The sequence below is a fragment of the Chitinophaga terrae (ex Kim and Jung 2007) genome, from assembly GCF_900107795.1.
Lineage (GTDB): Bacteria > Bacteroidota > Bacteroidia > Chitinophagales > Chitinophagaceae > Chitinophaga > Chitinophaga terrae.
Genome location: NZ_FNRL01000006.1, coordinates 95,551 through 115,996, shown reverse-complemented (window position 1 = coordinate 115,996; position 20,446 = coordinate 95,551). Strand labels below are relative to the sequence as shown.

General features: G+C 46.8%; 15 protein-coding genes. 12 read left to right on the top strand and 3 right to left on the bottom strand.

The window, feature by feature from the left end:
* Positions 1–63: 63 nt before the first annotated feature.
* Positions 64–852, bottom strand: coding sequence for a M90 family metallopeptidase (locus BLV62_RS08300; protein WP_089760543.1), 789 nt, complete (start codon positions 850–852; stop codon positions 64–66).
* Positions 852–2,477, bottom strand: a complete 1,626-nt coding sequence (locus BLV62_RS08295; RefSeq protein WP_089760541.1) for a M28 family metallopeptidase — start codon at positions 2,475–2,477, stop codon at positions 852–854. The genes BLV62_RS08300 and BLV62_RS08295 overlap by 1 nt, the downstream gene beginning before the upstream one ends.
* A 156-nt stretch (positions 2,478–2,633) precedes the next feature.
* Here BLV62_RS08295 and rpiA point away from each other — a divergent pair, with 156 nt between their 5' ends.
* Positions 2,634–3,335: a ribose-5-phosphate isomerase RpiA gene (rpiA, locus tag BLV62_RS08290; protein ID WP_089760539.1), complete on the top strand. Its 702-nt coding sequence runs from the start codon at positions 2,634–2,636 to the stop codon at positions 3,333–3,335.
* Here rpiA and BLV62_RS08285 read toward each other — a convergent pair.
* Positions 3,301–4,584: an MFS transporter gene (locus BLV62_RS08285; protein WP_089760537.1), complete on the bottom strand. Its 1,284-nt coding sequence runs from the start codon at positions 4,582–4,584 to the stop codon at positions 3,301–3,303. The two genes, rpiA and BLV62_RS08285, sit on opposite strands and share 35 nt — an antisense overlap.
* Positions 4,585–4,845: 261 nt before the next feature.
* Here BLV62_RS08285 and BLV62_RS08280 point away from each other — a divergent pair, with 261 nt between their 5' ends.
* The 11 genes from BLV62_RS08280 to BLV62_RS08230 all read left to right on the top strand — a co-directional run bounded on the left by BLV62_RS08280 (position 4,846) and on the right by BLV62_RS08230 (position 20,437).
* Positions 4,846–5,037: a cold-shock protein gene (locus tag BLV62_RS08280; protein WP_089760857.1), complete on the top strand. Its 192-nt coding sequence runs from the start codon at positions 4,846–4,848 to the stop codon at positions 5,035–5,037.
* A 340-nt stretch (positions 5,038–5,377) separates the two neighbouring features.
* Positions 5,378–7,606 carry a helix-turn-helix domain-containing protein gene (locus BLV62_RS28905; protein ID WP_089760534.1) on the top strand — a complete coding sequence of 743 codons (2,229 nt, stop codon included), beginning with the start codon at positions 5,378–5,380 and terminating at the stop codon, positions 7,604–7,606.
* A gap of 171 nt (positions 7,607–7,777) precedes the next feature.
* Positions 7,778–8,533, top strand: a complete 756-nt coding sequence (locus BLV62_RS08270; protein ID WP_089760532.1) for a (Fe-S)-binding protein — start codon at positions 7,778–7,780, stop codon at positions 8,531–8,533.
* A complete protein-coding gene (locus tag BLV62_RS08265) occupies positions 8,514–9,893 on the top strand; it encodes a lactate utilization protein B (RefSeq protein ID WP_089760530.1) in 1,380 nt (459 codons plus the stop codon). Before BLV62_RS08270 ends, BLV62_RS08265 begins: the two co-directional genes overlap by 20 nt.
* Complete coding sequence (locus tag BLV62_RS08260) at positions 9,893–10,459, top strand: LutC/YkgG family protein (RefSeq protein WP_089760529.1); 567 nt, start codon at positions 9,893–9,895, stop codon at positions 10,457–10,459. Before BLV62_RS08265 ends, BLV62_RS08260 begins: the two co-directional genes overlap by 1 nt.
* A gap of 941 nt (positions 10,460–11,400) precedes the next feature.
* Positions 11,401–13,149, top strand: a complete 1,749-nt coding sequence (locus tag BLV62_RS08255; RefSeq protein ID WP_225889541.1) for a polysaccharide biosynthesis protein — start codon at positions 11,401–11,403, stop codon at positions 13,147–13,149.
* Between the two features lie 14 nt (positions 13,150–13,163).
* A complete protein-coding gene (locus BLV62_RS08250) occupies positions 13,164–13,979 on the top strand; it encodes a polysaccharide biosynthesis/export family protein (protein WP_089760526.1) in 816 nt (271 codons plus the stop codon).
* A gap of 17 nt (positions 13,980–13,996) precedes the next feature.
* The gene (locus BLV62_RS08245; RefSeq protein WP_089760524.1) at positions 13,997–16,372 is read left to right on the top strand and encodes a GumC family protein; all 2,376 of its coding nucleotides are present in this window, start codon (positions 13,997–13,999) and stop codon (positions 16,370–16,372) included.
* A 109-nt stretch (positions 16,373–16,481) separates the two neighbouring features.
* Positions 16,482–17,798, top strand: coding sequence for a nucleotide sugar dehydrogenase (locus tag BLV62_RS08240; RefSeq protein WP_089760523.1), 1,317 nt, complete (start codon positions 16,482–16,484; stop codon positions 17,796–17,798).
* A 42-nt stretch (positions 17,799–17,840) separates the two neighbouring features.
* Positions 17,841–19,361: an oligosaccharide flippase family protein gene (locus tag BLV62_RS08235; protein ID WP_089760521.1), complete on the top strand. Its 1,521-nt coding sequence runs from the start codon at positions 17,841–17,843 to the stop codon at positions 19,359–19,361.
* Positions 19,358–20,437, top strand: a complete 1,080-nt coding sequence (locus BLV62_RS08230) for a polysaccharide pyruvyl transferase family protein (RefSeq protein ID WP_089760518.1) — start codon at positions 19,358–19,360, stop codon at positions 20,435–20,437. Before BLV62_RS08235 ends, BLV62_RS08230 begins: the two co-directional genes overlap by 4 nt.
* The last annotated feature ends 9 nt before the right edge of the window (positions 20,438–20,446 follow it).

Below are 20,446 nucleotides of genomic sequence, written 5' to 3'. Positions count from 1 at the left end.
TATAGAAAAAAGAGTCTCGGTCGATGATCAGAGACTCTTTTTTTATTGTTATAGACTGATGTTTTAATTCCCCGCTACCATTTTCTCCGGATCCTGCCTGAATATTTTCGTCAGCATCTGGTATAATTCCGGATGCTTTTCTGCCAGCAGATCAGGACGTTCAAAGAAATATTCTGAAATAACTGCAAAGAATTCAGCTTCATTCAATGCCGCGTAAGGATTGATATCTGTATGGCCGTGTGAAATATCCTGGATGGTTTTGTGTACAAGCTGCATCCACGGAATGCTGTAGCTATGTTCTATCAGCTTGCTGGGGAACCCGTCTATTACGCCGTCTGTTTTATCCAGCAGGTGTACAAATTCGTGTATAGCGGTATTGCTTTTATCTGTAGTGTTGGAGAAGCCTTCCCTAAGTGCGGAGCGGGAGAGTATCATCTGCCCGTTCAGCGGCCCGCTGCCGACCATTCCCAGGATATTCCTGCGATTACCCTCGTATTGGTAGGTTTCATTGAATGTATCCGGGTAGAGGATGACGTTGGTCAGGTTGAAATATTCCCAGTCTTTAAACCCGAAGATGGGAATGATGGCGCTGGCGGCAACAAGCACCCGGTCCAGGGGTTCTACCGTTGTGCCTACGCCTTCTATGCTGGTCCTTTTCAGGAATCGTTGTACCATTCCTTCAAACCTTGTTTTATCGCTGTCCGATAACAACTGGTAATACCTTACATGCTCCTGCAATAATGACCTGAAATCGTCAGGTACTGCTATTTTCTTCTTATTGATTCTTTTAAAAATATTGACAGCATACGCCGATAATATCAACGCAATTAAGATCAACCCAAATAGTACCATTATCTGTTCTTTTGTATTCCTTTAAATTCGGAACCGGACTTCCATTTAGGAAAGCTGTTTTCGTTCGATAGCCTGTAGCCTACAAGGAATAATAACCTTACATCTGTCACCATTCCTGAAAGATCCCATGTTGCAGGGTTGTATTCATCTTTTGGAGTATGGTACCTGGTACTGTTATATTGTTTGATCTGTTCTGCTCCATAACCTTCAGGTTTGCCAATCACTTTTGTGCCGGGGCCTATATATAAACCCGGCACCCCTTTCTTGGCAAAATTGAAATGATCTGAACGGAAAAACCAGCCGCCTTCCGGATGCGCTTCGGGTACAATAATTCTGCCTTGTTTTGAAGCTGCCGCTTTGGCATATTCATCCAGGGTCGATTGTCCATAACCGATAATAGTGACATCCGATGTTTTGCCGAAAGTATTTAAAACATCCAGGTTGATATCTGCCACTGTGTTTTCCATTTTAAATGCGGGATGCTGAACATAGTATTCAGAACCAAGCAGTCCCTGTTCTTCACCGGTCACTGAAAGAAAAACGACAGATCTTTCAGGGCGCTTGTTTAAGCTGGTAAAGGCCTTGGCAATGGCCAGCAGCCCTGCTGTTCCGGTAGCATTATCTACGGCGCCGTTGTAGATAGAATCGCCGTTGATCACAGGGCCTATGCCAAAATGGTCCCAGTGTGCAGAGTAAACAATGCATTGGTCGGGTTGTTTGCTGCCGGGTAGGGTAGCCACAACATTATGGGAAGTGGATTGCTGTATGGTATTGTTGATCAGCACCGATGCTTTCAGGTGAAGGTCCACTGGTTTGAAGCCTTTTTCCCTGGCTTGTTCCATGATGGAAGGAGATACGCCTGCCAGTTCAAACAACTGTTTTGCGGCGTCCTGCGAAAACCAGCCTTCTACTACTGTCCGGTGCGTGTTGCCATCGGCCGATTCCAGGTGCAGTTTGCTGTTTGCCCATCCGTTGTGCACCACCGACCAGGGATAGCTGGCGCCGGCCTCGTTATGGATAATGATAACCCCCGCGGCTCCCTGCCTGGAAGCTTCTTCAAATTTATATGTCCATCTTCCATAATAGGTCATATTCTTTCCCCTGAACTGACCCGGCGAAAGCTGGCCAGGATCATTGATCAGTACAATCACTGTTTTTCCTTTTACATCAAGACCTGCATAGTCGTTCCACCCGTATTCCGGGGCTACTATCCCGTAGCCGGCAAATACCAGTTCGCTGTTTTCCAGCTGCACCTGTGGCTGAATGCGACGGGTAGCTGCCACGAAATCAGTTCCATACCGGAAAGTAAGACTGCCTTTTTCTCCCTGTATCCTGAAGTCGGTGGGTTTCGACAGGATGCTGACCATGGGTACTTCCTGGAAATAACTCCCGTTGTTGCCCGGCTGCAATCCCATTTTTTTAAACTCAGCGGCTATGTAGTTGATGGCGCTGTCTTCCCCTCTTGTAAATGGTTTCCTTCCTTCAAAGGCATCGCTGGCCAGTACTTTGATATGGGCAGACAGGTTGCCGGCGTTAATGGCATTTACAGCTTCATTGTTCTGTGCATTTGCACAGGAATTGTAGATAGTTGCTGTAATGGCTAAAAAGAATATCGATCTTTTCAAAGTTGTGGTACATTTATTTTGTAAAAATTAGGGGAGTTCGTACTAAATTCCAAAACTAATCGGGAACCTTGTCGGAATTCGCTTATTCATCAGGTTCCGGGAAAATAAATTGGAGATCGTTATATTTTTGTAATGCAATAAACACGCAGTTGAATTATGGATATAAATATTGGTAAAAAAGCGGCAGGGGAAAGAGCTGTCGACTTCCTGCAGCCGGGAATGACCGTGGGCTTGGGCACAGGCAGTACTGCCTATTACGCCATCAAACGTATAGGCGGCATGGTGAGGGATGGCCTGGTTATCAGGGCCGTTGCAACTTCCGAAGAATCGGCCAGGTTGGCAGAGCTGGAACAGATCCCGCTGGTACCGTTCGACCAGGTGGAGGTTATAGATATAGACATAGATGGAGCAGATGAAGTGAACGACCAGTTGCAATTAATTAAAGGAGGCGGCGGCGCTTTACTGCGTGAAAAGATCATTGCAGCTTCTTCCAAAGAAATGATAGTAGTAGTGGATGAAAATAAACTGGTGAAGACATTGGGTAAATTCCCGCTGCCGGTTGAGATCATCCCGTTTGCATGGGAGTTGACTTTCCGTCATTTGGTTGCCCTGGGCGCTAATCCTGTTACCAGGATGCTGGGCAACGAGCGCTTTGTTACCGATAACGGGAACTATATCCTGGATTGCTCTTTCGGGCAGATAACAGACGCAGTGGAACTGAACACGCAATTGAAAGAAATACCCGGCATAGTGGAAAATGGTTTGTTCCTCAACTACGCCAGTGCGGTGATCGTAGGGTATAAAGACGGCACCATCAAAGAGATCACACGTCCTTATCCAGCAACGAAGTCTTTTTAGTATCTACAGAAAATACGTATACCAGCAGCGAACAGCAGATGCATGCGGTCACGTACCAATAGTAAAGCGGTTCGTGCCCTATCTTCTTAAAATACAATGCAACAGATTCTGCTGTTCCGCCAAACAGGGCAACGGTAATAGCATAAGGGAATCCCACTCCCAAAGCCCTTACTTCGGCAGGGAACATCTCTGCCTTTACTACCGCGTTGATAGAAGTATACCCGCTTACGATCACCAGCGCCGCCAGGATAAGCCAGAAAGCTGTCCATTCGGAAGAAGCATGGCTGACGGCTGTTAAAATAGGAACAGAGAATAAGATGCCTGCTACGCCAAAGCCTATCAGCAGCGGTTTGCGCCCGATGCTGTCGGAGATCCATCCGAAAAGCGGTTGCAGGCAGGCAAAAATGAGCATCAGGAAGAAAGTAATGGTAGTTGATCGTTCTATCGTTAAATGAACCGTATTCACCAGGAATTTCTGCATGTAAGTAGTATAGGTGTAAAACGCCAGGGTTCCGCCCATGGTGAGGCCTACCACTGTCAATACCGCTCTTGGATGTTCCTTGAACAGCCGTTTCAGGGTGCCTTTATCCCGCTCATTCCTGATCTTTTCGTAAGCCGCCGATTCCTGCATGTGGCGGCGGAGATATAATACAAAAAATGCCAGGGCGGCGCCAATAACAAATGGTATCCGCCAGCCCCATTCATGCAACTGGTCCGGGGTCAGGAACAGCTTCTGCAGGAGCATTTGCACGCCGAGGGCGGTAAGTTGCCCGCCTATCATGGTAACATACTGGAAACTGCTGTAAAAGCCGCGCAGGTCGCTGGTTGCCACTTCGCTCAGGTAAGTGGCGGAAGTGCCGTATTCGCCGCCTACGCTGAGCCCCTGTATCAATCGTGCGACCAGCAGCAGTATAGGAGCTGATACGCCAACCGTGTCAAACGATGGGGTGAAAGCGATCAGCAGGGACCCCATCGACATTAAAAAAACAGATAATATCATGGCTGCTTTTCTTCCGCTCCTGTCTGCAATCCTGCCAAAGAACCAGCCGCCGATAGGGCGCATGAGAAAGCCTACGGCGAATATGGCTGCAGTGTTCAGTAATTGGGCGGTATAATTGCCTTTCGGGAAGAAAACCGGGGCGAAATACAGCGAAAAAGTGCTGTAAATATACCAGTCGTACCACTCCACAAGGTTGCCGGCAGAGCCGGTCAAAATAGCTTTTATGCGCCAGGCGTCAGGATGTTTCATATATGACGCTAAAATATATTTTAATAGGGAATTATACGCCAGCCTGAAGCAGGGTTGGAAAAAAAGGAAAAATAAATTGGGCGGTAATTAATAAAAACCTATCTTCGTAGCGCTTCTTAAAGATATTGTATTTCAATTCTGTTGTAAGATTTCTCTCACGTTCAGCTTTTTTTTACAGTTTTTCTTCTAGTTGCCCTAGGTTTGCCGCCCGTTTATCAAAAGGCACACAACAATGTGTTCACAATTAAATATAATAATACAATGCAAACAGGTGTAGTAAAATTTTTTAATGAAACTAAAGGTTTTGGATTCATTAAAATCGAAGGTTCTGGACAGGAAATTTTTGTTCACGTATCTGGCATCAAAGAAAGCATCAGTGAGAATGACCGAGTAGTATTCGATATCGAAGAAGGTAGAAAAGGACCTAATGCTGTAAACGTAAGATTAGCTTAGTATATTCTCTGCTTCTTAAAAAGCAGGGAGAACATAAAATAAGTTTTTCGATCGAAGCGAAGATTGTTTTTAAACAGTCTTCGCTTTTTTTTCACGCAAAGGTTTCTCGCAAAGACGCGAAAGGGGCAAAAGAGGCATAAGGAATTTTTTTTAAGGAAAATAAGAAAGCTAAGAAGCGAAGATCATGTTTTGTTATACAATAATTATCAATAATATAACAATATATAATCTCCGCTTCTTAGCTTTCTTATTTTCCTTAAAAAAATTCCTTTGCGAACTTTGCTTCTTTGCGCCTTTGCGTGAAACCTCGTATCTTCGCTGTTTTCAAATATGACCAATAATGCCCCAACCAGATAGTTCAAATATCATCTTTCACCTGGCGGCAGACTTCATAAATCATACGAACCGCCATATATTCCTGACTGGCAAAGCCGGCACAGGAAAAACCACGTTCCTGAAATACATCAAGGAACATACAAGGAAAAATACTATCGTAGTAGCGCCTACCGGCGTAGCAGCGATCAATGCAGGCGGCGTAACCATGCATTCCTTCTTCCAGTTGCCGTTTGGACCTTTCATTCCCGGTACCAAAAGAGGATTTACAGACGATGTAAATACCACTGATAAACACAGCCTGTTCAGGAATATCCGCTTCACCAACGAAAAAAAGGTATTGCTGCAGGAAATGGAACTGCTCATCATCGATGAAGTGAGTATGGTAAGAGCAGATATGCTGGATGCCATCGATGTGATCCTGCGCCATTTCAGGAACAAACCTTTACTGCCTTTCGGAGGCGTACAGGTACTGTATATAGGCGACCTTTACCAGTTGCCGCCCGTAGTGCCGGAGAGCGAATGGAGCATGCTGTCTGAATATTACAGCAGCATCTTCTTTTTTGCCGCTAAAGTGATCGAACAACATCCGCCGCTGTATGTAGAGCTGAAAAAGATATACCGCCAGAACGAACAACTGTTTATCGATGTGCTGAACCGGGTGCGCAACAGTGAAGTATTGCATACCGATCTTCAACTGCTGAACGAACGGTACCAGCCAACCTTTAAAGGGGAAAATGAGGAGTATATCGTGCTTACTACCCATAACCGGAAAGCTGATGAGATCAACGCCCGCCGCCTGGCCGATATGCCGGGCAAAGTATATCGCTTTGAAGGCAAGATAGAAGGAGATTTCAGCGACAAGGCCTTGCCTACGGAACTGCTGCTGCAACTGAAAGTTGGCGCGCAGGTAATGTTCCTGAAAAACGACCTGGCCCAGCCACGCAGGTATTACAATGGCAAACTGGCCATTGTAAAGGCCATAGAGGAAGAAGAGATCACCCTGATGCTGGCCGGCTCGCACGAAGAACTGAAACTGGGTAAAGAAACCTGGCGAAATATCCGCTATTCCTATAACCCGGAAGATAATAGTATTGAAGAAGAAGAAATAGGCAGCTTCACCCAGTTCCCTATCCGCCTGGCCTGGGCTATTACCATACATAAAAGCCAGGGGCTTACTTTCGAAAAGGCGATCATCGATGCAGGGCAGGCTTTTGCACCGGGGCAGGTGTATGTAGCCCTCAGCCGGTGTACCTCGCTTGAAGGACTGGTACTGCATTCCAGGATAGGATACGGAAGTATCAGGACCGACAGGCAGGTAGTAGCTTTTGCAGAAAAGGAAAATGAACCTAATGAACTGGTAGTGTTGCTGGAAATGGAGAAGAAGAAGTACCAGGCAACCGCTTTGCTGCAATCGTTCGACTGGTACCGTATGCAAACCACTGTCCGCAGTTTTGCCGTGTGGATCCAGGACAAAAAACTGCCGGATTTCGAAGCCGCCCTTAAACTCAGCCGGACCCTGGCGGCAAAAACGGAGCAACAGTCGGAAGTCGCCGCTAAATTCGTATTGCAGCTGCAACAATTGCTGGATACCGCTGTACAAACAGGAGAGATGGAGCCTTTGCGGGAAAGGGTGAACAAAGCGATCGGCTACTTCACACAAAGCATATACGAAGATCTTATCGTTCCGGTACAGGCCGAAATTGCAGCCACCCGGAAGGCCAAAGCAAAGAAATACCTTCTGCAGTTAATGGCCCTGGAAGGCGATTGCTGGAACAAACTACGGCATATCTGGGAAATAGCCTATGCAGACCTGGATTTTACGACAGGACTTAAAAACTACCTGCAACTAAGGGAGGGCGCCGCCGAAGCGGCAACGCCACCGGCAAAGGAAAAAGCATCCGGGAAGCTGGAAAAAGGCAGCAGCAGGCGTGGAACGCTGGAACTTTACCTGGGAGGGAAATCTATTGCCGATATCGCCGCCAGCAGGCAGCTGGCAGTCAGCACCATCGAAAGCCACCTGGCCCAATGCATAGAAGCAGGGGAAATGGATATCGATAAATTTGTGTCAGAAAATACCATGCGGCTTATCCTGAAACATATAGGAGAACTGGGAGCCACGGCTGCCGGGCCTATCAAAGAACGGGTAGGCGATGCCGCCAGTTACGCGGAAATCCGGGTAGTACAATGGTATCTTAAAAAGAAACAGGAAGAGAAAATAATGAACGATAACTGATTATAACACATCGCTTCGCAGGAAGCAGGACAGACCGGGTTGCTGCCAACAACCCGGTTTTTTATTTTTATCTGTGAAAATTGAGCCATTAACCGGTAAAAAAGAGGAAGGAATACTATGGTGTTGGCAGCTAAATTTGCACGGCTGCATGACTATTAAACAATTTTAACAGTGAAAGTAGGACTATTTATACCTTGTTATATCGACCAGTTTTACCCGCAGGTAGGTATCGCCACGTTACAGTTACTTGAAAAACTAGGGTGCGAAGTTGATTATCCGAAAGGACAGACATGCTGCGGCCAACCTATGGCCAATTCGGGGTATGAGCATCTTACCCATGCCTGCAACAGGTTATTTATTGATCATTTTGCATCGTACGACTATATCGTTGGCCCTTCGGGCAGTTGCGTGCTTCATATCAAAGATCATCTGCATGATCCGGAAAAAGAAGCCGCAGCAACAGGCATACGTCAACGCATCTACGAACTGACGGAGTTCCTGACAGATGTATTGCAGGTAAAGAACTTATCCGCCGTTTTCCCTTACAAGGTCGGTCTGCACCAGAGCTGCCACGGGCAAAGAGGCCTGGGGCTGGCGCAGATGAGCGAGCTGGTAGCATCGCCATTCTCCAAACCCGAACAGTTGCTGAAGATGGTTGAAGGACTTGAAATAGTAGAACTCGACCGTAAGGATGAATGCTGCGGTTTTGGAGGAACTTTCTGTGTAACGGAAGAAGCAGTATCTGTTAAGATGGGTAAAGATCGTATAGCCGATCACGTTAAACATGGCGTACAGGTGATCACCGGTACGGATGTTAGTTGTTTAATGCACCTGGAAGGAATTCTGCGCCGGCAGGGTTCTCCCGTTAAAGTAATGCATATCGCTGAAATTCTCAATAATCCGATCCATGAACAAGCAAACAGCTGATCACGCAACGCTGGCCGACAGGTTCAATGCCAACGAGCCGAGAGTGAACTGGCATGATGAAACACTTTGGTGGGTGCGGGCAAAACGCGACCGCATGGCCTGGACTATCCCGGAGTGGGAGTTGCTGAGAGAAACGGCGTCTCATATCAAACGTCATGCGTTGGGTAATTTGCATGATTACCTGTTACAGTTTGAAGAAAATGCTATCCTGAATGGCGCTAAGGTACACTGGGCGGCCGATGCAGCAGAACATAACCGCATAGTAACGGAAATACTGCAACGTCATGGCGCCAAACGGATCGTAAAGAGCAAATCCATGCTCACGGAAGAATGCCATCTTAACCCGCACCTGGCAGCCAACGGGATTGAAGTAATAGATACAGACCTGGGAGAAAGGATCGTACAACTAGCGAAAGAACCGCCGAGTCATATTGTTCTGCCCTGCATCCATAAAAAGAAAGAGGAAATAGGAGAGTTGTTCCATGAACACCTTGGAACGCCCGCCGGCAACGCCGATCCGCAGTTTCTTACAGCGGCGGCAAGAGCGCACCTGAGAGCTGAATTCCTGCAGGCAAAAGCGGCTATTACAGGCGTGAATTTCGCCGTAGCCGAAACCGGGGAGATGGTAGTATGTACCAACGAAGGAAATGCAGATATGGGGGCCCACCTGGCCGACGTGCACATTGCGTGTATGGGCATTGAGAAAATAATTCCACAACGTAAACACCTGGGCGTATTTCTTCGCTTGCTGGCACGCAGCGCAACTGGTCAACCTATTACCACTTATTCCAGTCATTTCCGCAAGCCAAGGGAAGGGCAGGAGCTGCATATCGTGATCGTAGACAATGGCAGGTCCAGGCAGCTGGGGCGGGAAGACTTCAGGAACTCGCTGAAGTGTATCCGTTGCGGCGCCTGTATGAACACCTGCCCCGTTTACAGGCGAAGCGGAGGGCATAGCTATCATACAGCGGTTGCCGGTCCTATAGGCTCTATCCTGGCCCCGAACCTCGACATGAAAGCGAATGCAGATCTGCCGTTTGCATCCACGCTCTGCGGGTCCTGCTCCAATGTTTGCCCGGTAAAGATCGACATCCATCAGCAACTTTATAAGTGGCGACAGGTATTGGTACAGGAAGGCTATACGCCAACCGGTAAAACGATGGCAATGAAGCTGATGACCGGTGTGCTGTCTAAACCCGCTGCTTATCGTACAGCCGGGAAGGTAGGACGCTGGGTATTAAAGGCGTTCCCGGCGATGGCCAATAACCGGCTGAACCCATGGGCAAAACAAAGGGAAATGCCCGCGCCGCCTGCACAATCCTTTTCTGAATGGTATCAAAAAAATAAGCAGTCCAAATAATGAGCAGAGAGAAAATACTGGCGGCAATAAAGCAGAACCAGCCTGAGTCAACCGCTTTGCCGAAGCTGGACGGACTTTCCGGAAGTATGGCCGCTACTGTAGCGGCTTATAGAAAAGTCCTGGAGGGATTAGGCGGCAAAGTATATGAGATAGGAGCGTTAACAGAGATACCTGTTATTTTGAAAGAACAGTTCCCGGACCTGCAACGGGTGATCGATACAAAGGAAACACCACGGTCGTGGGCCCACGAAGATCCGCATCAGCTATCGGATATTGATATGGCTATCGTATATGGCCAATGGGGCGTAGCAGAGAATGGCGCGATATGGTTGGCGGAAGAAGACCTGCATGCAAGGGTATTGCCTTTTATCAGCCAGCATTTGTCGATCGTTCTTCCTGCCGCTAATATATTGGCTACCATGCATGATGCTTATGATGTGATCGGCGTGATCAATACCGGCTTCGGTGTGTTTATTGCAGGGCCGTCGAAAACTGCGGATATAGAACAATCATTAGTCCTGGGCGCTCACGGCGCTAAAAGCTTAACTGTTTTTATCACCCAATAAATTTACCCGCGTAGTGCTTCAGAGGCGTAAGGCAGCATGAATATCTTATGGGCAAAATATAGATCAATGCTATTGCTGTTTTGCGCCTTTAGGGCATCACTTTGAATTTGTTAACCATTAATATTTTCTTCATTTCATTTTAAATATTTTAATTTAATAGTCGCGTATTAAATAAGTTGTACCAAATTGGTATAATGTTTGTTCGAATCTCGCGAACTAAAAAATCAAAGCGCAGGAGCTTTTTAACCACCATATCTGACTGCGTTAACCGAAAATTGAAAGACCATGTATCAGGATTTAATCACTTTAGAGCCCGGGAATCAATTGTATTCTTTATTGTCGTCATCGTTAACAAAGAAAGGTATTGTTAGCAGTAATGATTTTTGTTTACTGTCACCAACAGCATGTAAGTAGCAACGTTCAATATTCGTATAGTCTTATTAGTTACCGGGAATAGCCAGCAAGCTGAAGGGGTAAGCGAACGAAAGATCGATTGAATCAGTCGGTTCGGGGATGTCGTTGTCATACCTGGGTGTGCGAATAAAAAAAATTATCCACACTTTACGTTTTGATAACAGTACATATCAAATTTAGTTATTACATTGCAATAACTTTGAAAACCTAGAACCATATCAAGAAACCCAACGTTCCGAATTTTTAGCTGTGGCTAATGAGCTTTACGATGTTTGTGGATTAGTTAATCAGAAGAACGTTCTCATTTTTTTATAACCATATCTTATTATTGAAAAACTATGGTGCGTAATTCATCATGGATTACCCCCTCATGGCTTATACTGCTGTTAGATCTGGGGTGCTCCGTCATAGCTATCAATCTTGCCTTTTTACTCAGGTTAAATTTTGATGTAGAAGAATACTTAACGTTTCCCCTGGCAAGTATTGCATTGATCTCCGGTGCAGTGAGCGTATTCTTATCATTATGTTTGCGAACGTATCGCGGCATCGTACGATTCACCAGTCTCGCCGATATCAGCAGGATAGCCGCTTTGTGCCTGATCAGCAGCGCTGTTTACCTGGTAGCTGATTCCAGCTACGAACCCATCCCCGGTAAACCATTGTTCCCCTTATCTGTTGTCCTCATCAACTTTTTTATTAACACCAGCTTATTATTGTCCTACAGGCTGATAGTAAAATGGACCTTCAAATACTATAACAACTTTAAAGCAGTTAACAGGGCAAGAGCAGTCATATATTATACAGGCCACTCCAGCCTTGTATTAAGAAGAGCTATCAGCGATAACCCTGATAGCGATATCCGCATCACTGCATTCCTTACAGACAGGAACATCCACGGTAAATCGCTGGAAGGCTTGCCTGTATACGGTTTTCATCGAAATGAAATGTATAAGCTCGTGAAAAATGCGAAAGCCAGTTTGTTGCTCATCCCCGACGAGCACATAGCCCCGGCTGTGCTCAACGACCTGGTTGAAGCCTGTATGGAGCTGAATATCCGTGTTAAGAAAATCATCCCTGTAAGCCAGTGGGCTGAAGGAAATCATAACAATAAAAGCATCGCCTTGAAAGATATTAATATCGAAGACTTGCTGGAAAGATCTGTTATTAATATTAAGAATAAGCAGCTGAGCAAGGAACTGAAGGGCAAGAGCATATTGGTAACAGGAGCCGCCGGCTCTATCGGCAGCGAAATTGTACGGCAATTGCTGAACTACGAACCTTCCGTGATCGTGCTCTGCGACAAGGCCGAGTCGCCCCTGCATGAACTGGAACTGGAAATAGCAGAAAAAGGTACTTCCATTCCTATCATTCCTTTCATTGGAAACGTTTGCGATCGCATACGCATGCAACAGCTGTTTGAAATTTATGCACCGGCCATCGTTTATCATGCCGCTGCATACAAACATGTGCCCATGATGGAAAAGAACCCTTCCATCGCTGTGATGAACAACGTGCTGGGAACCAAAGTAGTGGCGGAACTGGCGGTAGAACACGGAGCGGAAAAATTTGTAATGGTATCTACAGATAAAGCGGTGAACCCGACTAATGTAATGGGTGCATCCAAACGTATTGCAGAGATCTTCTCACAGGCCTATAACAATTACCTGAACGAACGGTATCTGCAACACGGACCTGTATACGAAACGCCTCCAACCCGTTTCATTACTACCCGCTTCGGAAACGTGCTGGGCTCCAACGGTTCGGTGATCCCGCGGTTTAAACAGCAACTGGAAAAGGGCGGACCACTCACCGTTACCCATCCCGAGATCACCCGCTACTTTATGACCATTCCGGAAGCCTGCCAGCTGGTGCTGGAAGCCGGCGCAATGGGCAAAGGAGGAGAGATCTTCGTGTTCGACATGGGTAAGCCCATGAAGATCGCTGAACTGGCGAGGAAAATGATACGCATGGCAGGTAAAGAACCCGGTAAGGATATACAGATCGTATACACCGGTTTAAGACCCGGAGAAAAACTCTACGAAGAGTTATTGAACAATGCTGAAAATACAATGCCTACCTACCACGAAAAGATCATGATCGCCAAAGTAAGAGCGGCAGATTTTACAGAGGTGAATCAACAGGTAGACCAACTGATAGAATCGGCAAGGAAACATTATTTAACGCCGACTGTGGCCAAGATGAAACAGCTGGTGCCTGAATTTATCAGCAAAAATTCAGCGTACGAGGAGCTAGACAAAGGCACAATGATTATCTAAATAAAATATAAGTAATGATGATAGGTGAGCGATCTATGGAGCAGCGCACATATACCCGGTTAAAGGGAGTTATTGGAATAGTAATGATCTGGCTTTTGGCAGCTTGTTCTGCACCAAAGAATATAACCTATTTCAGAGATGTACCGGATACGATCAAACAAAAAGAAATACAACAGGCTGCATACTATACGCCTGTTATCCAGCCAGACGATATCCTGCAGGTAACTGTACAGACGCTGGACCCGGCTGCAACCGCCATGCTGAATCAACCCGCCCCGCAAGGCAGTACTGTTGCTACGCCCACAGCTGCGCCAACAAGCGGGTACCTGGTGGATAAAGACGGATATGTGATCCTGCCGCTGATAGGCAAAGTGCAGGTAAAAGGTAAAACAACAGATGCTGTCAGGGATGAAATTCAAACCAAAGCAGCAGCTTTTTATAAAGATCCGGTGGTGAACGTACGCTTCGCCAACTTTAAAGTGACGGTATTGGGAGAAGTTGCAAAACCTTCTACCTACGTAATGCCGAACGAAAAAGTTACGTTGCTCGACGCTATCGGTATGGCCGGGGATCTGACGATTTACGGTAAAAGAGAAAACGTTTTGTTGATCAGAGAAAAGAATGGAGCTAAAGAGTTTGTAAGATTTAACCTGAACGAAAGCAACCTTTTTACTTCTCCGTATTATTACCTCCGCCAGGGCGACGTGATCTATGTGGAGCCTAACAAGTCGAAGGTGGCAAGTACAGATATGGCGCAGGTGAAAAGGATTTCTATCATGACATCCATTCTTTCCCTCCTGATAGTGGCGGCGTCGAGAATCAGTTTTTAACCTTTTAAATCGGAAGTATGGCAGATCAAATATTTACAAGGGGGAACGGTTATATCGTCGGTGAACCCGAAAAAGACAACGGACCTAACCCAAGGTATATACTGGACGCTCTCCTGGAGCATTGGTACCTGTTCCTCATTTTTGTGGTGCTATGTACCGCCGCTGCCTGGGGCTACCTGAGGTACAGCACCCCGGTTTATAAGGTGAGCGCCAAGATCCTCGTGAAAGACGATGAAAAGGGCGGAGATATTCCCGGCCAGGAGATACTCCAGCAACTGGCTGTATTTTCAAATAAAAGCAGCGTAGATAACGAAGTTGAAATACTTAAATCACGCACTCTCATGCAAAAAGTGGTAACAGGTCTGCAACTGAACACTACCTATTTTGTAGAAGGGCGCATAAAAGAAAGCGAACAATACGGAAACCTGCCTTTTACGTTACACTGGCTTTCACTGAAAGACAGTATTCAGAAAACCATTTATACCATCGCACCGGTAGGTGAGGGACAATTTGAACTGACAAGAGGTAATGACAGCAGAAAAGCCTCATGGAATGATACCCTCCACCTGCCGGAAGGGGTGGTAAAAGTGGAAAAGAGCGGATTGCCGTTTTTATATAATGCTTACCGGGTAAAAGTAACATCTATCGATGATGCAGTGGCCAGCTACCAGCAGCAACTGGATGTACGCATCCCGAATAAGCAGGTGAGCACCATTGACATGAGCCTGAATACGCGTATTCCGAAAAAAGGCGAACAGGTGCTGAATACTTTGCTGAACACTTACCTGAAAGCCAGCGTGGAAGATAAAAACCGGATAGCCGACAGCACTATCGCGTTTATCGATAACCGCCTGGTAATAGTCACACAGGAATTGTCGGGAGTCGAAAAGAATATCCAGCAATTCAAGCAGTCGAACGAAATTGCCGATATCGCCGCCCAGTCCAAATTGCTGGTAGAAGGCAGCGGCGAGGCGAGCAAACAGTTGCTGGAACAACAGGTACAGTTGAATGTAGTGAATACCCTCCTGGGATATATCAGAGACGAAACCAATAATAAAAGAGTGGTTCCTTCTTCCCTCGTCGTTCAGGACCCGACCTTTGTAGGACTGGTACAACGATATAATAACCTGCAACTGGAGCGGGAAAGACTGATGATGTCGAGTACTGCTGCCAACCCTGCGGTGGTGAATATTGATCAGCAACTGAGCAGTTTGCGGGGCGATATGCTGAGCAACCTGAATTCGCTGAAACAAAGTATCCAGGTAACCATCAACGAACAGGAGAAGAACGCAACAGCCATTAACCAGAAGATAAGCCAGGTACCGGCCAAGGAAAGGATCTTCCTGGATATCTCTAGGCAACAATCTATCAAGCAGGAACTTTACCTTTTCCTGTTAAGGAAAAGAGAGGAATCTGCCATCTCTAAAACCTCCAACATGGCTATTGCCAGGGTAATAGACGATGCAAAGAGCGACGCCCTGCCATTTAAGCCTAAACGCATCCTCATCCTCCTGCTGGGAGTGATAATGGGAGTAGCTATACCGGCCGCCTGGCTGTACCTGAGAGAACTGTTCAGCAGGCGGGTACTGAAGAAGAAAGATGTCACCAACAATACCCCTGTGCCGGTGCTGGCAGAGATCGGGCATGGCAATGGAGTGCTGGTAACTACAGGCGTGGAAGCCCGTACCCCGGTGGCCGAACAGTTCAGGGCCCTGCGTACCAACCTGCAGTTCGTACTGTCAGACATTACCAGCAAATGCGTAATGGTAACCTCCAGTATGGGCGGGGAAGGTAAAACCTTTGTATCTACCAACCTGGCGTCTATCCTGGCGCTTTCCGGGAAAAAAGTGGTGTTGATGGAAATGGACCTGAGGAAACCCAAGATCGCAGAGCGCCTGGGAGTGAATAACAGGGAAGGTTTCAGTACCTATGCAATAGGTAAAACGCCTTTACCAAAACTCATACAGCCATCAGGTATTCATGATAACTGTTACCTGATCACGTCTGGCCCGGTGCCTCCGAACCCGACCGAATTATTGTTGCAGCCAAGAACGGAGGAACTGTTCAAGTTCCTGAACGAGCAATTTGATTATATCATTATCGACTCGGCGCCTATAGGACTGGTAACAGATGCCCAGGTACTGGCCCGGTACGCGGATGCTACCCTTTACCTGGTAAGGCATGGCGTGACCTTCAAACAGCAGTTACAAATCACCAAGGATATGTATTTACAACACAAATTGCCAAGGATCAATATCGTCATCAACGACGTCAAAACTCAAAGCAGCTACGGGTACGGGTATGGCTACGGCTATGGGTACGGATACGGCACGCAGCCAGCCAAAAAACGCTTTATGGGCAGGTGGCGTAAAAAGCCGGCCCTGAACGACTGATAAGGTAGCGATAATAGATGTATATTCGTGTATATATCCGCTCTAAGAAAGGGTTTAGAGAGGAAAAACCATAAAAAAAGTAAAAAAGAGATTAAAGACAGATCAAAATATGACATTTAAGAATAGCGACAGCGTAGAAAATGTTCAATTGGCAGTGATAGGGCTTGGCTATGTTGGTTTACCGCTGGCCATCGAGTTTGGAAAGAAGTATAAAGTACTGGGATTTGATATCAACAAGGAAAGGGTGAAAGAACTGGCTGCCGGTGCAGACAGGACCCGTGAAGCCAACCTGGAAGACCTGAGCGCTGTAATAGCGCTTGGCCAAAGCACGGATAGCGCTAAAGGACTGAGCTTCTCCTCAACTGTGGATGATCTGAAAAAATATAACGTATTCATTGTAACCGTTCCGACCCCGATCGACGAGTTTAAGGCGCCCGACCTGCGTCCGCTGGTGAAAGCATCGGAAATGCTGGGAGGAGTGCTGAAACAGGGAGATATCGTGATCTATGAGTCGACAGTTTACCCGGGTTGTACGGAAGAAGTATGCGTACCAGTCCTGGAAAAAGTGTCGGGGCTCCAATACAACACCGACTTCTTTGTCGGCTATTCTCCCGAACGAATTAACCCGGGCGATAAAGTGAATACGCTGACTAAAATTAAAAAGGTAACCAGCGGTTCAACACCGGAGATCGCCGATAAGGTAGATGCTTTATACGCCTCTATCATAGAAGCGGGTACGCATAAAGCGCCCAGCCTTAAAGTGGCGGAAGCGTCTAAAGCGATCGAAAATGCGCAGCGCGATGTAAACATCTCATTTGTGAACGAACTGGCCCTCATCTTCGACAGGATAGGGATCGACACAAACGATGTGATCGAAGCAGCAGGAACAAAATGGAACTTCCTGAAATATAAACCGGGATTGGTAGGAGGTCATTGCATTGGCGTAGACCCGTACTACCTGGCCCATAAAGCCGAAGCCGTTGGGTATCACCCGCAGGTGATCCTCTCCGGCCGCCGGGTAAATGACCATATCGGCCACTTTGTTGCCAATAAAGTGGTGAAACTGATGATCGATAAAGATCATAAGATCAAAGGCTCCAGGGCGCTCATCATGGGTATCACCTTTAAAGAGAACTGCCCGGATGTAAGGAATACCAGGGTAGTAGATATCTATCACGAACTGGTGCAGTTCGGCCTCAACGTGGATATCTATGATCCGTGGGCTGACTGTGCGGAGGTAGAGGAAGAATATGGACTGCATATCTCCAATACCGTTGATGCCAGCGCCGTTTATGACGCCATCATTGTTGCGGTGGCTCATAAAGAATTCCAGCAATTCGATTATCTCAAATACCGCCGTAACAATGGGGTCATCTTTGATACCAAGGCGTGTGTAGACAGATCGATTGTGGATGGCCGACTCTAGTAAATAATTTTATACATATAAATTTTGTGTTAATTGATAGCAATGTCAACGAAAGGGGTGAGCTATGAGATGTCATTAAACCTGGCAACTAATTTCCTTGCCCTGATCTTAAATATCGTTCTCGGACTGGTAGTGGTACCATTCTACATCAGCAGGATTGGTGTGGATGGGTATGGCGTGATCGCGCTGGCCACTTCTTTCAGCTCCTACCTGTCTATCATTACCATTGCCATCGACGCGGCGGTAGGCCGGAATTTTACGCTGGCTATCAGGGGCAACGATGAAAACACGGCGAACGCGATTTATTCGTCTTCCGTGATCGCAGCCTCCCTGCTTATTCTGGCCTTAACGCCGCTATTAGCCTGGTTTTTATGGGATATTGATAAAATGGTGTCCTACACCGGGCAGAGTACAGGAGCAATGAGATGGGTTTTTGCCGCTATCATTTCTTCCTATGTACTCACCTTCCTGCGAGGCCTGTTCCTGGTGCCGGCCTTCGCAGCCAACAAGATCTATATCCAGAGAATTATTGCCATAATGGAGATCGTAGTGAGAACTGTGCTGGTATTTGTATTGCTGAATATCTCGGGAGATCTCGGCTGGATCGGCATCGCCTTTCTCGCCGCTTCCGTTGTCACATTCACTGCGGCCCTGTATTGGATCAAACGTCAGTTTCCTTTCCTGCGATTGAAGGCAGCGTCCTTTAACAAAGAGATAGTAGGCTATATGGCTTCTATGAGCCTATGGCTGGTACTAAATCAGATAGGTACGCTGCTCTTCATCAATATCGACATCATCCTGCTGAACCACTATTATGGTCCAACCATGACCGGTGAATTCAGCACCGTGGCGCAGTGGCATACCCTGTTGCGTTCTTTCGCGGGGGTGTTTGTCGCCATCTTCACGCCGGTAGTATACAAGTTTTACGCAGACAAGGATTTCAGCAACCTGCTGAAGTTCTCCAAGTACTCTGTAGTGGTGATGGGGTTGGTGCTGGCCATACCTATCGGGATCGTGGTTGCATACTCCGATGTAATCCTGAAACTCTGGGTAGGATCGCATTTCGTAAAGTTCTACCCCCTGATGATCCTGTTAACAGGGCATCTCATTTTTAACCTTGCCGTCCTTCCCATTTTATCAATCAATTCTGTTTACAACAAAGTAAAAATTCCGGGCCTAACCTCCTTTGTATGCGGGGTGTTCAACCTGGTGATAGGCATCGCGGTCATCAAACTTTTCGACTGGGGAATTTACAGCGTGGCTATTGTTTCGGCTGTATTGCTGACGTTGAAGAACCTGGTGTTTACGCCAACCTACGCAGCTAAAACGCTGGGCCAACCAGCGTGGCTGTACTACCCGTCGATCATGCGCGGAACGGCGTTGTTCATCTGGGTATTGATATTATCGTGGGGCGCCCGTCACCTGGTTGTTCCGGGGTCCTGGTTCAGCTTATTTATGTGGGCTATAGTAATAGGGATATGCAGTATTCCTTTTGCATGGTTTGTGACCCTGCAACAGGAACACCGCTCATTGGTCCTTAAACTGATAAGAAAGTATATATGAAAAAGGCGCTTATTATAAACGAAGGTTTCTCTAATAACCTGGGCGACCAGGCGATCAGGGAGAGTATGACCAACCTGTTGCAGGACAGTGGTTATATCACCAATTTTGCCTATTTCACCAATCCTGGCATTCGCCAGCTGCCATCATACGATTACCTGACGGCAGTACCCGTTCCCCAGAAAGAACTCTCGGCGCTGCAGTTAGCTAAACTGAAATTTTCACGCTGGTACTGGATAGCCAGGAATTATAAAGCCATGGTGAAAATTCTGAAAGAAGGAAATTATGATGTAGTAGTGATAGGAGGAGGACAGTTGATAGAATCGTCGCGCCGCTCGTTCACCAGCCGGTTTGCAATAGCGATCGATTGGTGGACACGCCTCATCAAAGAACACAGTAAAGCGAAGATCTGGCTCATAGGCGTAGGCGTTGGCACGTCCTTCAATAAACAGGAACAGGAGTTGTTCAGCAAGGCATTATCGAGGGTCGACATCGCCTGGGTCCGCGATTCCTTCTCCCAATCCGTATTAAAGGAGAAATTCGGCATCTCCGCTATCCTGACGCCCGACATCGCGTTCTATAATAGCAGGAACAGCATGGAACAGGCCAATACGAACAGGAAAGCGCTGGTAGGAATTACCAGCTACCAGGAAGTATACCTGCGTTACAACGCCGCCAATGCAAAATCGAAACAGGAGTATTACGATGAATGGTACGGAATCGTAAAACAGTACGAAGACCAGGGACTGGCGGTAGAACTGTTTTATACCACTATCACGGATGCCGCCGAAACAGTGTTGTTCAGGGACTATGTGAGAGAACGGTACGGGAAAGAGCTTCCGGTTGCCGAGTTATCCACGGTCACAGAACTGAAGAACCTGTACATGGAAGCTTCTGAAGTATACGCAGGAAGGATGCATGCACTCATCCTGGCTATGAAGCATCAGTGCAAAGTAAAACCTTACCTGATCTCTCAAAAATTGAAATCATTTAACGAAGAATATATTATACCTGATATGAGTATGGAGTACAGCCATAAGATCAGGCGAACATTCAACGAGCTGGTAGCAGACAGTTAACAGCCATCA

Excerpts from the sequence above, each read along its gene's own strand:
- BLV62_RS08285 (WP_089760537.1), bottom strand. The coding sequence starts at position 4,584 with ATGAAACATCCTGACGCCTGGCGCATAAAAGCTATTTTGACCGGCTCT.
- BLV62_RS08280 (WP_089760857.1), top strand. The coding sequence starts at position 4,846 with ATGCAAACAGGTGTAGTAAAATTTTTTAATGAAACTAAAGGTTTTGGA.
- BLV62_RS08260 (WP_089760529.1), top strand. The coding sequence starts at position 9,893 with ATGAGCAGAGAGAAAATACTGGCGGCAATAAAGCAGAACCAGCCTGAG.
- rpiA (WP_089760539.1), top strand. The coding sequence starts at position 2,634 with ATGGATATAAATATTGGTAAAAAAGCGGCAGGGGAAAGAGCTGTCGAC.
- BLV62_RS08240 (WP_089760523.1), top strand. The coding sequence starts at position 16,482 with ATGACATTTAAGAATAGCGACAGCGTAGAAAATGTTCAATTGGCAGTG.
- BLV62_RS08245 (WP_089760524.1), top strand. The coding sequence starts at position 13,997 with ATGGCAGATCAAATATTTACAAGGGGGAACGGTTATATCGTCGGTGAA.
- BLV62_RS08230 (WP_089760518.1), top strand. The coding sequence starts at position 19,358 with ATGAAAAAGGCGCTTATTATAAACGAAGGTTTCTCTAATAACCTGGGC.
- BLV62_RS08300 (WP_089760543.1), bottom strand. The coding sequence starts at position 852 with ATGGTACTATTTGGGTTGATCTTAATTGCGTTGATATTATCGGCGTAT.
- BLV62_RS08250 (WP_089760526.1), top strand. The coding sequence starts at position 13,164 with ATGATGATAGGTGAGCGATCTATGGAGCAGCGCACATATACCCGGTTA.
- BLV62_RS08265 (WP_089760530.1), top strand. The coding sequence starts at position 8,514 with ATGAACAAGCAAACAGCTGATCACGCAACGCTGGCCGACAGGTTCAAT.
- BLV62_RS28905 (WP_089760534.1), top strand. The coding sequence starts at position 5,378 with ATGCCCCAACCAGATAGTTCAAATATCATCTTTCACCTGGCGGCAGAC.
- BLV62_RS08235 (WP_089760521.1), top strand. The coding sequence starts at position 17,841 with ATGTCAACGAAAGGGGTGAGCTATGAGATGTCATTAAACCTGGCAACT.